This window comes from Dyadobacter bucti, from assembly GCF_005869225.1.
Lineage (GTDB): Bacteria > Bacteroidota > Bacteroidia > Cytophagales > Spirosomataceae > Dyadobacter > Dyadobacter bucti.
The window spans coordinates 626,319-641,313 of record NZ_SWFP01000001.1 but is presented as its reverse complement, the minus strand read 5'-3'; the positions used below and the strand labels follow the sequence as shown (position 1 = coordinate 641,313).

The window sequence follows — 14,995 nt, the reverse complement described above, 5'->3', positions numbered from 1 at the left end:
TTCGATTAACCTTGTATACAATGAAAAATTTATTTAGCCTTTTAATCTTATTCATGATGAGTATCAACGTAGTTCAGGCGCAGGGCAAGGATGAAGCCGCAGTGGCTTCCGCAGTGGAATTGTTACGTAAAACCATGGTCAGTCCCGACGCAAAAGTGTTCGATGGCCTTATCTCCGAGTCGCTGAGCTACGGGCATTCTCTTGGGCTGGTTGAGGATAAAAAGACCTGTATCGAGTCGATGGTGACGGGCAAGTACAAATTCACCTCACTGGAGCTTTCTCAGCAAACCATTCAGATCGTTGAGAATACGGCCATTGTCCGTCACGACTTTTTTGCCCATACCCACGACGCCGGTAAAGATCCCGGCACTGTAAAGCTCAAAGTTCTGCAGATTTGGCAAAAGCAAAAAGGCAAATGGTTGTTGTTGGCGCGGCAGGCAGTCCGGCTCCCAAATTAACCCCGGTCCGATGCCTTCTTCCAAAATGAAAAATTACAGATGGTTCATTGTGACCATGCTGCTGATCGCGACTACCATTAATTATATCGACCGGCAGGTGATAGGCCTGCTGAAACCGATCCTGGAAAAGGAGTTCAGCTGGAGTGAGACCGATTTTGCACGCATCGTGATGGCTTTCAGCGCCGCGTATGCCACGGGCCTGTTGCTGATGGGCCGCCTCATCGACAGGGTTGGGACAAAAAAAGGATATTCTATTGCGGTGATCATCTGGAGTGTCGCAGGGATGATGCACGCCGTAGTGCGCAGTGTTGCCGGATTTGCGGTGGTCAGGATGATACTCGGGATCGGAGAAGCGGGAAATTTTCCTGCAGCGATGAAAGCGGTTTCCGAATGGTTTCCGAAAAAAGAAAAAGGGCTGGCCACCGGCATATTAAATGCCGGGTCGAGTGTGGGCGTGGTAGCCGCGCTTGTGATCGTGCCCTGGATATTGAGCTCCTACGGCTGGCAGGAAGTTTTCTGGATCACGGGCGTCCTCGGATTTGTCTGGCTGGGCGTATGGTGGCTGGTGTACGAGCTTCCTTCCCGGCATCAACGCATTACTGCTGAGGAACTTGCTTTAATTGAGGAAGGGCAGGATCATGCGATGCAGGCGGCCCCCGCGATCAAATGGAGCGCATTGTTCCGTATGCCGCATACCTGGGCGGTAGTTACCGGCAAATTCCTGATCGACCCGATTTACTGGTTTTTCCTGTTCTGGCTGCCCTCTTATTTTGCCTCTACTTTTGGCCTTGATCTCAAAAAGCCAAGCCTGCCGCTGATGGTCATTTACGCCGCCACGACCATCGGGTCTGTGGGCGGAGGATATCTTTCTTCCTGGCTGATCAAAAAGGGTTGGCCTGTACTGAAAGCCCGCAAAAGTGTTTTGCTGGCCCTGGCCATGCTCGAATTTTCGGTGATACTGGTACAGTTTGTAACCGATGTGTGGGTAGCTGTGGGACTGCTGAGTTTTGCCGTAGCATTGCATCAGGCCTGGGCAACCAATGTTTTCACGCTGGCGGCGGATCTTTTTCCCAAAGAATCTGTCAGTTCGGTTGTCGGGATTGCCGGGATGTCGGGTGCTATCGGCGGGATATTGTTCCCGATGCTGATCGGTTACCTGCTGGACATGTACAAAGCGCAGGGGGATCTGCAGGGAGGATATTATGTGATCTTCACGCTCTGTGGGTTCACGTATTCCGTCGCCTGGCTGATCATCCATTTGCTGACAAGGACCCGGGTACCGAAAACGGCCTAGAAGTCTTAAGTTCCGGTGCAATATGCCCGAACCATTTATTAAACCAGGGAATCAGTGCTAGCTCGGTAATGATATGCTGCTCGTAAGGATCATTTTTCAGATCGATCAGCTCCTGTATCAGGCCCGATACGGATTTTAAATTCAGGTTTTTTCTCAAAAGGGAAATGACACATTTTTCAGTCCGGTACCACTGGTTCCCTTTTTTCAATTTCCGCTCAATAGACCGCATTTCGTAGTCCAGATAATCATGGTCGCCCAGATGGTAGTGTACCATAAGCTTTAAGATGCGGTAAGTCACGTACAAAAGCCGGCTGATCTGGCCGTGGCTGCTGTTGAGAATGGTATTGATATAAAAAAGCGCCTTATCGTAATGGCCTGTGTCGAAATGCGCTCTTGCCAATGTAAACCACCACTGCGCTTTTTCCTGGTAGGGGATCAGTGCCAGCGTTTTTTCGTTCTCGGCAGGCAGGGAATTCAGAAAACCGGGGATCGCTGAAATCTGCTGTTTGGCGATCAGAATGTGCAGCTCGTGTTCCAAAACATGATAGCGGACCCGTATGTCCTGATATTCCGACACGCTGTTCAACGACCTTAACCTTTCCAGGAAAAAGGGCATTTCATCAAATTTTTCCACCCTTCTCAGCGTCTGCAAAATCCCGTTGAGAAATTGCACGTAGTACTGCGGGGCGTTTGCCCAGGCCTTCGGGTTGGCCTGATACAAATGGTCCAGCTCGTAAAATATCTGCAGGCTGCCCTCCACATCCCCGGTCACCAAAAAAAACACTGACTGAAAATGAAGGTGGGTGATATTGGATTCGAAAGACGTATTCTTGTTATTGGTGATCGTCAGGTGCTCTTCCAGGATCAGGTCGTTGAGAAGCGTTTGCTCCCGCACGCTGCGGATGGTGCCGTTTTTCCAGTACCGGCACAAAAGGATCTCGTAAAGTGAGGCATGCTGCTGCACTGCATTTTCGTTGGAAATAGCGTCCCTGGATTTTTCCTGCATCAGAACCAGCTCCGATTCGTCCCAGTCGATAAACTGCTGGTGCATCATATATTCGATCTTTTTCCTGTTCAGCATATTGTAAAATATATGCTTCCCGTGCTCCATAGCGAGCTTTTCGCCTTTTAATATAAGCCGCATCGCAGCCGGGTACAGGCCTTTCCGGTACAAAGTATTGCTGTTCTGATAGAGGTTCCAAAGCTGATTATCGATCAATTTTTCGCCTTCAAACTGACTGAGGCTTTTCGATAACACGCGCGCCAGATGTTTCCGGGCTGGTTCCACGGTGCTCTCGCCGAGTTCGGCAACGATCTGGGCCAGCAAAGCATCGGTATACATGTCCGCGGTCTCGAGGATGCAGTACATTTTCATATAGCCTTTATCTCCCTCCTGAAAATTCTGGCACATCCTGAAATAACGCTTTTCTGATTTGGTCAGGGATTTTGTCAGAGAAAACAGTTCGGGTATGGAAAGCATAGCATTGAATGGAAGTATTGATTTTTATTGATAAAAAAGAGGCATTTTTTGATAAAATACTGCTATGGAGGGATTTTAAGTCATTTTAATGCTTTTATAGCATTGACTGAAATGAACAATTTGTGGATTTAAAATGATATTATTTAGAGATAGTTTTGGATCATAGGGTTTAGAAACACTCAGCATTTTTCAATAATCAATCAAGCGATATATCGGATAGTATGATTTACGTAGTGGGAAGTTCCAATACAGATATGGTGGTGAAGTCGCATAAGCTGCCCATGCCGGGGGAAACAGTAATGGGCGGAAATTTCCTGATGAACCCGGGCGGAAAGGGAGCTAATCAGGCTTTGAGCGCGTCCAGGCTAGGCGGGAAGGTGAATTTTATATGCAAAGTGGGCAACGACCTTTTTGGCAAACAGGCATTGCAGCAGTTTAAAAGAGAAAAGATCGGAACGGATTTTATTGTTACCGATGCGCTCCTGCCTTCCGGTGTGGCGCTGATCAATGTAGACCATGACGGCGAAAACTGTATTTCGGTAGCGCCGGGCGCGAACAGTTCTTTAAAGCCGAGCGAGGTTATCCTGGCATTCGAAGATCTGACACCCAGCGATATTCTTTTGATACAACTGGAGATACCATTGGAAACGGTCATCTTCAGCATTAAAACCGCATTTGAAAAAAATGTAAAGGTCATATTGAATCCGGCACCGGCGCAGTACCTGCCGGACGATGTCCTGCAATGCCTTTACCTGATCACCCCCAACGAAACAGAGGCCGAGCTGCTGACCGGGATCCGGGTTGTAAACGATGAAACTGCCGAGCAGGCTTCGTCCATTTTAGTGGCGAAAGGATGCAGGAATGTGATCATCACGCTGGGCAGCAAGGGCGCTTTTTTATACACCGAAAATATCCGCAAAGTTATCCCTGCACCCGCTGTGACCGCAGTGGACACCACCGCGGCAGGTGACTGTTTCAATGGGGCGCTTGCCGTGGGTTTATCCGAAGGTATGGCCCTGGACGAAGCAGTATCATTTGCCTGCAAAGTGGCGGCGATCAGCGTAACCCGCATGGGCGCGCAAAGCTCCATTCCGCTGCGAAAAGAAGTAGACCAGCTGCCGTTGCTCAACAACATCAATCCGCTCACGAACCTTTAAAACTAAACCAAACCCTTAACTATGTTTATTGTCGAAAGTTACCCGATGGCCGTGATGTTCTGCGTCGTGACCATGCTATGCTGGGGATCCTGGGCGAATACCCAGAAGATCGTACAGGACCGATGGCGGTTCGAGCTTTTTTACTGGGATTATGCCGTCGGGATCTTTCTGCTCGCGTTGCTGGGCGCGCTTACCATGGGCAGTACCGGCGAATCGGGGAGAGCCTTTATTGATGATCTTTTGCAGGCAGATCCCGATAATATCATCAGCGCGCTGATCGGCGGCGTGGTGTTCAACCTGGCCAATATATTACTGACAGCCGCCATAGAAGCCGCCGGAATGGCTGTGGCGTTTCCGATCGGGATCGGCATTGCGCTCATCATCGGAGTACTGATCAATTATCTGATGCTCAGCAAAGGCGATCCTTTCCTGCTTTTTTCTGGTGTACTTCTGGTCACCATCGCGATTGTACTGAACGCCACCGCCTACAAGCGCTATGCGGGAAATGTAAAGAAAAAGAATGTGACCAAATGGGTGATCGTTTCCATCGTTGCGGGGATCCTGATGTCGACATTCTACTCTTTTGTAGCGTCCGCCATGGACCTGGACAATTTCATCTCACCGGCTGTGGGAAAAATGACACCTTACACGGCGTTTGTCATTTTTGCAGCCGGTATTCTGGTCAGTAATATACTGTTTATCAGCTATCTCATGTACAAGCCGCTGGAAGGAACGCCTACCAGTTACAGGGCATATTTCCAGGGTAGCTTTGGCACGCATAGTATCGGCATACTGGGGGGAGCTATCTGGGGTTTGGGCAACCTCTTCAACCTGATCGCGGCCGGAAAGGCGGGGCCGGCCATTTCTTACGGGCTTGGACAGGGCGCTACCCTCGTGGCGGCGTTGTGGGGCGTGGTGATCTGGAAGGAATTCAAAGGCGGGGATAAAACCATTTCGCTCCTGATCAAATCCATGCTGGCTCTGTTCGTGGCAGGCCTGGGGCTGATCATCGCTTCGGGAAACTGACAGGTTCCCGCATACCGTATTTCGCACACACTATACCGACGTTGCCGCACCTGGCACCGCCTGGTTCGCTGTTGCCTGTATGTAACGCAAATCCTTTGAAAAAATCTTAAACCCAATTAAACCTTAACGCATGATATGAGACTGAAAATTCTATTTTCAATCGTATGCTGTTGCATGGTCATACAGCATACGCAAGCACAGATTACCATAACAGGCGCTGTTATGGATCAGGCCAGCAATGAACCGCTGGTGGGCGCCACCGTCAGGGAAACCGGCGGCATCAACGGCGCGGTGACCGATGCAAACGGGAAATATACTTTGCCGGTAGCTTCCGAAAACGCAGTGATCCAGGTAACTTATGTCGGTTACCTGACGCAGGAGTTAACGGTCGGCAAATCATCTGTGCTCAATTTCAGGATGATGATCGAAAACGCTTCACTGGAGGAAGTGGTTGTTACAGGCTATGGCACGCAGCGGAAAGTGGACCTCACCGGCGCAGTTTCCATTGTCAATACCAAAATGCTGAAAAACAGCCCAAACCCGAACCCTATCAAAGCATTGCAGGGACAGGTTCCCGGCGTTTCCATTCAGACAGACGGTAATCCCGCGGGCGGCGCGACGGTCAGGATACGGGGCGTGAGCACGCTGAACAACAACGATCCGCTCTATATCATCGACGGCGTGCCCACCAAATCCAGCGCTTTTAATATATTGAATTCCAATGATATAGAATCCATACAGGTATTGAAGGACGGGGCGTCTGCGGCGATCTATGGTTCGCGGGCTTCCAATGGTGTGATCATCGTTACCACCAAACAAGCCAAATCGGAAGGTTTTCAGATCAACTATTCGTCTGCTTTTACACACTCCAGATACATCAGCATGCCCAAAATGCTGAATACCATGGAGCGGGCGAGGGTACACTGGCAGGCCACGATCAACGACGGCGGAAACCCGGACAATATCCCCTTCATTGACTACGACTGGTCGCGCGACGCCAGTGGGAAGGCGGTTTTAAATAAAATAAATATTCCGGAATACCTGATCCCAGGCGTGAAGTCCGCGAATACCGACTGGTTCAAGGCGATCAGCCGGACGGGCTTTATCCAGGAGCATAACCTGTCTCTGTCGGCCAGTGGCAAAAACACAGGTTCTGTGATATCATTCCGGTTTTACGACGATAAATATGTGCTGCATGCCAAGAACAACAAAAGGTATAGTACCAGGATCAACACGCGGCAGGACTTTTTTGACAAGAAAGTAAGAATTGGACAAAATCTTTCTGTTTCCAATGTGATGGATAATGGGTTCAGCGGTTTGCTGCCTTTGGAAAGGGCATTGAGTGTGCGCCCGATCCTGCCGGTTCTGACGGACGACGGCAACTATTCGGGCCCGATAACCGGGGCGTTTACAGACGATGAAAACCCTTATATGGTCCTGGATATCAATAACTGGGACCAGCGGAACAATGTCAATGTGTTTGGGAATGTTTACGCCGATATTTCGCTGGCCAAAAATCTGAACTTCAAATCCACCTTCGGTATCGACTGGCAGAAAGGACTTGACCGGGATATTGAAAGGATTTTTGATACCGGCATCAAGAAACGTTTAATGAATTCCGTTCGGAACCTGAACTCTGAAAATTTCAACTGGGTACTGAATGCGACGGTGGATTACAATCTTACGAAAGGCAAACACAATACTACCGTGTTGGTGGGGACCGAGGCGATCAAGAACAACTACCGCCAAAGTTCGAGCTACCGGGAAAACTTCGCGCTGGAAACATTCGATTACTTTACTGAAGACGCCGGCAGCGGGCGGCACATTGTTTCAGGTTCCAGTTCGGGATATAGTTTGCTGTCTTATTTTGGTAAAGTCAATTACGCCTATGCGGACAAATATCTCTTCTCTGCCACCGGAAGATATGATGGCTCGTCGCGGTTCGGGGAAAACAACAGGTTCGGTTTCTTCCCGTCCCTGTCCGCGGGCTGGCGCATCGACCAGGAGGATTTCCTGAAAAACGCGGCAACACCCATTTCCGAACTGAAACTGCGGGGATCGTGGGGTATTACCGGGAACCAGGAGATTTCCAATACCGCCCGGTTTACCACCTATATGACGCACTATGGCGAATCGGCGATTGCATTCAATTCCGACAATGGTACTGCATACGATATTTACGGGGCCGATTCCGGTTCGCTGCTTTCAGGTTTCAGAAAGTCGCAGACCGGCAACAATAACCTGAAATGGGAGCAGAGCGGGCAGATGAACGCAGGGATTGACCTGGGCTTTTTCGCCAATAAACTCACAGGGTCTTTGGATCTGTTTGTAAAAAATACAAAGGATATCCTCATATCCCCGCTCTATCTTGCGGCCATTGGCGAAGGCGGGAACAGGTATGTGAACGGCGCTTCCATGCAAACAAAGGGGTTCGAAATCCTGCTGGGCTACCAGGATGCGATCTCAAAGCTGAATTATTCGGTCACAGGAAATCTGGGACATTACCGCGACAAGATCACGGAGCTGCCGAAGGTGGTGCTGAACTTGTACCCGGGCAATGTGGAGCAGAACATTCTGGGAAGGTCTATGAACTCTATTTTCGGGTACGTTACGGACGGTATATTTAAAAATCAGGAGGAAGTGGACCAGCACGCCATCCAGCCAGGAAAAGGTATCGGGCGGCTGAAATACAAAGACCTGAACGATGACGGCACCATCAATACCCTCGACCAGCGATACCTGGGCATATCGACACCGAGGTATGAATATGGTATCAACCTGAACCTGAGTTATAAGAATTTCGATTTTACGGCCTTTTTCCAGGGCGTGTTCGGCAGGGAAGTGAATAACGTATTCAAAAGACGTACCGATTTCTCATCCTTATGGGCAGGTATCAACTACGGAAAACGGACACTGGATGCCTGGTCGCCGGATAATCCCGGCTCAACAATCCCCGCCGTTACCTTGGTCGACAATAACAATGAAGGGCGGCTTTCCACATATTTTATCGAAAACGGCGCTTACATGAAATTGAGACAGATCAGTCTGGGCTATAATTTGCCGGATATCAAGCACATCAGAAGCAGCAGGCTTTATGTGACGGCCGACAATCTGCTTACGTTCAAACATTCCTCGTTTACTTCCGAGGATCCTGAAAATCCGGGGAATGGTTTTCCAAGGCCGAGAAACATCACTTTGGGCCTGAGCATCAATCTGTAACACATAGCAATCCATCAATTCTGCAAGCAATGAATAAGTTCTTATCATATAAACTAGTACTGGCGGCTGCGCTGTTTTGTGCAAGCTGCAACAGTTTCCTGGACGTTCTTCCGCGGGGAGTGGCCAATGAGGAAGATCTTCAGAATGCGGTCGGCGCTGAAAAACTGGCGGTTGCGGCCTATGCAACCCTCGGAAACGACCACTGGCACGAACCGTATACCAGTATGTGGCCCTATGGAAATGTGCGTTCCGGCGATGCGTACAAAGGCGGGCTGGGCGCGGCCGATCAGGGAGAATACCATCAGTATGAGATCTTTTCCACGGTCCGGGCGGACATGGACAAAGGAAACCGGATCTGGACAAGACTGTATATCGGAGTTCAGCGGGCCAATGCGGCGATCAAGGTCTTGAATGTACTGGATGAGGCCAGTTTCAAAGATAAAACCAGACGTCTAGCCGAAATGAGGTTCTTGCGGGCACATTACCATTTTTTGCTGAAAATCCTGTTTAAAAAAATAGCCTACGTGACGGACGGGCTGGAAGCCGACGACATTGAAAAACTCTCCAATGACGAACTGAGCGATAATGATCTCTGGCAAAAAATAGCCGACGATTTCAGGTTTGCGGCAGACAATTTACCTGCGCCCAGAACAGATGCCGGCCGGCCCAACCAGACTGTCGCGAAGGCTTATCTTGCCAAAACCCGCTTGTACCAGGCATATATGCAGGATAACCAGAACAGCGTGACTTCGGTCAATCAGGAATACATGAATGAGGTTATTTCACTGACCACGGAGGTGATCAATTCGGGAGAATTCTCGCTCTTTGACGATATAGGTAAAAATTTCCTGTGGAACTATGACAATGGGTCAGAGTCTGTTTTTGCCGTGCAAAGATCCAAGGACGACGGTACCCCCATCGGCCGGATCGATATGTCGACCGCTTTGAACTATCCGATGTACCCCGGCTACGGCTGTTGCTCATTCCACCGCCCGACCCAAAACCTGGTCAATTCGTTCAGGACTTCGGACAAAGGCTTGCCGCTGTTCAATGATTTTAATACCGTATCGATGAAAGATTCAGTTGATTTTATCAAAAATACCATCGATCCGAGACTCGACCATTCGGTAGGGATTCCGTCACATCCGTATAAATACCAGCAGAATGTGATCTATCGTGCCGCTACATTTACCCGTGAACCAGGTACTTACGGGCCTTACTCGGCCATGAAAGAAGTGCAGCAACTGGGCTGCCCCTGCCTGACAACCGCCCAAACTTACGCCTATCCGGCCAGCTCGAAAAACAGTAGCATCATCCGGTTCAGCGATGTGATATTATGGAAAGCCGAAGCGCTGATAGAAGTGGGGAGGATTGACGAGGCGCTGCCGCTGATCAACCAGATCAGGGCCAGGGCAAAAAACTCGACAAACCTGCTCAAAAACGCAAACGGGAAATTCATGTCCAATTACAGTATGGATGTGTACAAGCCGGGCGAGAACATTGTCTGGAACAAAGCCAATGCAACCACCGCGCTCAGATGGGAAAGAAGGCTGGAATTTGCGTTGGAAGGTATCCGTTTTTTTGATCTGGTAAGATGGGGGATAGCTGCCGAAACCATGAACAATTATTTTGTAACCGAGAAAACGCGCGTGCCACATTTGTCAGCTGCCAATTTCACCAAGGGCCGGGACGAATACCTGCCCGTTCCCGAGCAGCAGATACAACGCAGCAATAGCATTTACAAACAAAACAATGGCTGGAACTAATGCATCCGGTACTTTTTATCGTATTATCAAATAACCTTTAATCATCCATTATGAGAAATCTTCCGCTTGTTTTAGCATTTGCACTATTGGTCACCGCCTGTTCTTCGCCTGAGGAAAACAAGGAGAGGCTGCCCGCGGTTATTCTGGATACCGACATCGGGCCCGACTATGACGACGTGGGTGCGATGGCGGTGCTGCACGCGCTGGCCGATAGTGGGCAGGTTGTTCCGCTGGCGGTGATAGCCAGTAATTCGCATGAACTGGTGGTGCCCGCCATCAACATCCTCAATACCTACTTTGGCCGCCCCGACCTGCCGACCGGCGCGCCAAAAGGCGAAGGCGTTCCCTATGCCAAGGCAAGCCAGGGCTGGCCGGAGCTGATTGCAGAAAAGTATCCGCATACGATCAAATCTTCAGCTGATGCGCCGGATGCCGTGGAAACATACCGGAAAATATTGTCGGCCCAGCCTGATACCAGCGTTACGATCGTGACGGTGGGGTTTCTGACAAACATGGCTGCTTTGCTGGAATCGCCGGCGGACAGTAACTCCAAGCTTTCGGGCAAGGAACTGGTTACACAAAAAGTAAAGCGGCTGGTTTCCATGGCCGGCCGTTTTCCCAAAGGGCGGGAATACAATGTTTTCGTAGATTCTGTGGCGTCGGAAAAAGTATTTACACAATGGCCTACCGAAGTCATTTTCAGCGGTTTTGAAATTGGTATGAAGGTTGTAACAGGTCAGCGGGTGATCCATAACGCTGCACTGAACTCACCTGTAAAGGATGTTTATGCGAAAGCGATGTCGTTTTCAAAAGGAGACAGCCTGGGCAGAATGAGCTGGGACCAGACAGCCGTACTGATCGCAGTAAAAGGCGCTGAACCTTATTTTGGCTTGCAGCGGGGACATTATGTTCCGGAAGGCGGAAACAATGCGTGGCGCGACGATCCCGAAGGCCCGCATGCTTACATGACCTTCAAAAGACCGGTGGAGGAGATCACCGAAACCATTGAAAATCTGATGATGCATCAAAAAAAATAGTGAAAGTACAGGCCCGGATTTGCATTGCTGATGTATGCCGGGCCTGTTCAGCATTCGCTCAGACTGATCGGAATATTCAGTGCGAGTCCGCCTTCGGAGGTCTCTTTGTAACGGTTATTCATGTCGAGGGCAGTTTGCCACATGGTCAGGACGACGTTATCGAGCGACACTTTGGCATTTCCGGGGTTGCTCTGAAGGGCAAGTTGGGAAGCCGTAATTGCCTTAATCGCGCCCATGGTGTTGCGTTCGATGCAGGGGATCTGCACCAGCCCACCGACCGGATCGCAAGTCATGCCCAGGTGATGTTCCATGGCGATTTCCGCTGCCATCAGGCATTGCTCCACCGAGCCCCCATATACCTGCGTCAGCCCGGCTGCTGCCATAGCCGACGATACACCGATTTCTGCCTGGCACCCGCCCATGGCTGCGGAAATCGTGGCCCCTTTTTTAAAGATGCTCCCGATTTCCCCGGCAGTTAAAAGAAACCGGAAAATGTCTTCTTCCTGCCCATTGCAAAACGCAACGTAATACTGAAGTACAGCCGGAATAACACCGGCCGCTCCATTGGTCGGAGCTGTCACGACGCGGCTGAAAGATGCATTTTGTTCATTCACGGCCAATGCAAAGCAGCTTACCCAGTCGAGGGTATATTTGAAGCCGTCGCCACTGGCCCGGACCAGTTCAAGCCAGCGGTCATAATCCGCACAATCGAGGCCCTGTAAAAGTTTTTGGTTCAGTTCCGCGGCCCGGCGTTTCACATGCAGGCCGCCGGGGAGCGTTCCTTTGGTCTGGCAGCCCAGGAAAATACTTTCGCGCATGACATGCCAGATATGTATCAGATTGGCACGGACGTCATTTTTATCCCGCCACGCTTTTTCATTTTCCAGCACAATTTCCCAGATGGACATCCCGGTCTGCTGATGCCATTTTAAAATATCAGAGGCCGAGTCGGCAGGGTAGGGCAGCTGAAAGGTATTTTCGGCGGAATTGTTGTCGGCGGAATTTTCCTGTATAATAAACCCGCCGCCGATAGAATAGTATGTTTCGCTGAATGTCTCGGTTCCTGCAAGGGCAACAAAAGTGAGGCCGTTGGGGTGAAATGGCAGGGACTCTGCCATGTGGAATGTTACGTCCGTTTTGGGGTCAAATGCAATTTCTTCCCTTCCCTGCAGCAGCATTTTGTTTGTCGAGGCAATTTCGTGCAGAAACCCATCAATTCTGGTACAGTCGATAGTAACGGGATCGTGCCCGCTTAATCCCAGAATCACAGCAATATCCGTCCCGTGACCCTTGCCGGTTTTGGCAAGCGATCCGTATAAATGAACCTGTACGGAATCCATAGATGCGAGCGGGGCGGCTTTTGCGAGGGCTTTCAGGAATTGTTCGGCTGCCCGCCACGGGCCGAGGGTATGGGAGCTGGAAGGCCCGATACCGATCTTGAAAATATCAAAAACCGAAATACACTCTTTTTGCATGATGATGTGGGTCAGGAAACAGCAATTTGGAATGACAATATTAATCAAAGTTCGCGGACAGAGGTGATTGTTACGGTGGCTGTTAAAAATAATGATTGTGAAAGGGATTTTCGGCTGATTTTGTATATTTTGGCTTTAAACCTCACCTTAAACTCATAGCTATGTCAACATTCGAATATCCGGAGGTCGGAACCTATAAGCTGCCCAAAAAGAATGTGCTGGTGATCAGCTGTATTGATCTGCGATTAACTGATAATCTACTTAACTTCTTACATTTTGACAATCTTACCAACCGTTACGACCATTTCGCGTTGGCGGGAACCTCCCTTTGTACTACTATTGAAACAAACAGAAAGCACTTTATTCCGAAGATGCTTTCTGATAATGGAAATTTTGAACATTGGAGAAAAACTTTGTTCGATCACTTGGAACTAGCTCGGACACTGCATGATATTCGCGATGTATACATTGTTGAACATGCTGATTGTGGAGCTTATAAGGCCTTTTTAACGGAAAAAAAATTAAAGGAGGACGAAAAAAAATGTCACAAGGAATTTGCGGTTTCTCTGGCAAAAGAAATACATGAAAAGGAATACACGGCATTTAAGGAAGGAGAGGAGGATGCTTATTACAATATCAATGTTCACTGCTTTTTTATCGACCTGCGCGGCAACGTCAGTTATTTAGAATCTCTGCACAAAGCCGACAGGCCAATCAAGAAAAAAGAGATCTCCTGACAATTCCCAGCTTTATTCTGACACCAAACCCTATATCAGACCAATTACCCAATGCAGCTTTTAAAAAACATTTTCCAGGTGGGCGGCGACCTGAATGGTATCACTTTTGACCTCCAGGGAGCCCTCTGGAACGATGGGAATTCATACATTATCAAAACCGATAAAGGCCTTATCATGGTCGATTGCGGCTGTGGCGACACGCTGGACCAGATTTTCGATAACATGCTCTATTGGGACCTCCGCCCGGAAGATATCCGGTACTGTCTGCTTACTCACGCACACTTCGATCATGCGGGCGGCGGCCATCTGCTGAAACAAAGGGGCGTAAAATTAATTGCCTGCGACGAAACGGCCAGCGCCGTGGCCTCGGGCGATGAACGCTGCTGCGGCTATTTGTACCACAAAACATTCACACCTTTCACCGTCGACCAGACCGTTTCCGACGGCCAAAAGATCGATATCCTGGGCCTGGAATTCACCGTGATGCAGCTCCCCGGACATAGTATGGGATGCACCGCATTTTCGTTGCAGTGGGAAGGAAGACATATCGTTTTCAGCGGCGACGTGATCGGCACGCTGCTCGGCGGCGACTTCGGATGGAGCGGTTCGATAGACTTCAACAAAAGCATTTACATACAATCCCTGAGAAAATTTGCCAAAGTAGACATGGACATCATGATCCCGGGACACGGTCTGACCTATTTTCACAAACCCAGAATAAGGGTCGAAGAGGCGCTGAATTCGGCTCTGATGCAGTGGAGGTGAAGGGCTTTATTTACAAGGTACCTTTTGCAACACTATTCCGCTAAACTTTATATTTTTTATATCTTCAAAAACCACTTTGCCTTTGTCGTCTTTCAGTTCGCCATAGCCTTCAACGAGCAAAGTGTCTTTTTTGAGAAATACCACTTCCCGCACCGACTCTGTGCCTTCGGAAACAAAAGTGTACATTGCCCGGAGCGTATCACCTTGCATGGTTCCGAGTATGGAGCCGTTGTTCTGATCTTTTTCATAGAGCTTGTAACCCAGGCTTCCCCGTATGCTGTCCCCGTAAACCAGCGCATTCAAAAGCACGGTGTCTTTTTTGACCACGGAGGAATAACAGATATTAAATGTACTGTCGGAGCCGGATTTTTTGGTATTGATGGCCGAGTTCTGCGTGGGGCTCCAGTTGCAGGATCCCAGAAATAGTGTGACCGACGCGAGCAAAAACAGCTGATTGTACGGGACTTTCATAATTTTTTGTTGTTTTTATAAATACCCTGAACGGTATTTTATGATGAATATTCAGGCCAAGATGCGTTTATTCCCGGTTTTTAAAAATGACTTTGGACAGGTAATCGTTG

12 protein-coding genes are annotated in these 14,995 nt (G+C 49.3%); 9 read left to right on the top strand and 3 right to left on the bottom strand.

The window, feature by feature from the left end:
* The first annotated feature begins 20 nt into the window (after positions 1 to 20).
* Both FBF61_RS02390 and FBF61_RS02385 read left to right on the top strand, forming a co-directional pair.
* Entirely contained in the window at positions 21 to 458 is a 438-nt protein-coding gene (locus FBF61_RS02390) for a nuclear transport factor 2 family protein (protein WP_138475563.1), read from the top strand.
* Between the two features lie 10 nt (positions 459 to 468).
* Positions 469 to 1,752: an MFS transporter gene (locus FBF61_RS02385; RefSeq protein WP_138475562.1), complete on the top strand. Its 1,284-nt coding sequence runs from the start codon at positions 469 to 471 to the stop codon at positions 1,750 to 1,752.
* On the opposite strand, the gene FBF61_RS02380 is transcribed toward FBF61_RS02385, so the two are convergent.
* Complete coding sequence (locus tag FBF61_RS02380) at positions 1,709 to 3,232, bottom strand: hypothetical protein (protein WP_138475561.1); 1,524 nt, start codon at positions 3,230 to 3,232, stop codon at positions 1,709 to 1,711. The two genes, FBF61_RS02385 and FBF61_RS02380, sit on opposite strands and share 44 nt — an antisense overlap.
* 221 nt (positions 3,233 to 3,453) lie before the next feature.
* Between FBF61_RS02380 and rbsK the strand changes: the two genes are divergently transcribed.
* From rbsK to FBF61_RS02355, 5 genes are all read left to right on the top strand, one after another.
* Positions 3,454 to 4,389: a ribokinase gene (rbsK, locus tag FBF61_RS02375; protein WP_138475560.1), complete on the top strand. Its 936-nt coding sequence runs from the start codon at positions 3,454 to 3,456 to the stop codon at positions 4,387 to 4,389.
* Between the two features lie 21 nt (positions 4,390 to 4,410).
* Positions 4,411 to 5,415: a GRP family sugar transporter gene (locus FBF61_RS02370; protein ID WP_138475559.1), complete on the top strand. Its 1,005-nt coding sequence runs from the start codon at positions 4,411 to 4,413 to the stop codon at positions 5,413 to 5,415.
* Positions 5,416 to 5,550: 135 nt separating this feature from the next.
* On the top strand, positions 5,551 to 8,634 hold the full coding sequence (locus FBF61_RS02365) for a SusC/RagA family TonB-linked outer membrane protein (protein WP_138475558.1): 3,084 nt from the start codon (positions 5,551 to 5,553) through the stop codon (positions 8,632 to 8,634).
* Positions 8,635 to 8,663: 29 nt separating this feature from the next.
* Positions 8,664 to 10,400, top strand: a complete 1,737-nt coding sequence (locus FBF61_RS02360; RefSeq protein WP_138475557.1) for a RagB/SusD family nutrient uptake outer membrane protein — start codon at positions 8,664 to 8,666, stop codon at positions 10,398 to 10,400.
* 50 nt (positions 10,401 to 10,450) lie between these two features.
* Positions 10,451 to 11,437, top strand: coding sequence for a nucleoside hydrolase (locus FBF61_RS02355; RefSeq protein WP_138475556.1), 987 nt, complete (start codon positions 10,451 to 10,453; stop codon positions 11,435 to 11,437).
* Positions 11,438 to 11,484: 47 nt separating this feature from the next.
* Here the strand turns inward: FBF61_RS02355 and FBF61_RS02350 are convergent, their stop codons facing one another.
* Positions 11,485 to 12,912: an L-serine ammonia-lyase gene (locus FBF61_RS02350; RefSeq protein WP_138475555.1), complete on the bottom strand. Its 1,428-nt coding sequence runs from the start codon at positions 12,910 to 12,912 to the stop codon at positions 11,485 to 11,487.
* A 161-nt stretch (positions 12,913 to 13,073) separates the two neighbouring features.
* Here FBF61_RS02350 and FBF61_RS02345 point away from each other — a divergent pair, with 161 nt between their 5' ends.
* Together FBF61_RS02345 and FBF61_RS02340 are read left to right on the top strand one after the other, a co-directional pair.
* Positions 13,074 to 13,649, top strand: coding sequence for a hypothetical protein (locus tag FBF61_RS02345; RefSeq protein ID WP_138475554.1), 576 nt, complete (start codon positions 13,074 to 13,076; stop codon positions 13,647 to 13,649).
* A 51-nt stretch (positions 13,650 to 13,700) separates the two neighbouring features.
* Positions 13,701 to 14,414: an MBL fold metallo-hydrolase gene (locus tag FBF61_RS02340; RefSeq protein ID WP_138475553.1), complete on the top strand. Its 714-nt coding sequence runs from the start codon at positions 13,701 to 13,703 to the stop codon at positions 14,412 to 14,414.
* A gap of 6 nt (positions 14,415 to 14,420) precedes the next feature.
* On the opposite strand, the gene FBF61_RS02335 is transcribed toward FBF61_RS02340, so the two are convergent.
* The gene (locus FBF61_RS02335; protein ID WP_138475552.1) at positions 14,421 to 14,885 is read right to left on the bottom strand and encodes a hypothetical protein; all 465 of its coding nucleotides are present in this window, start codon (positions 14,883 to 14,885) and stop codon (positions 14,421 to 14,423) included.
* Positions 14,886 to 14,995: the final 110 nt, after the last annotated feature.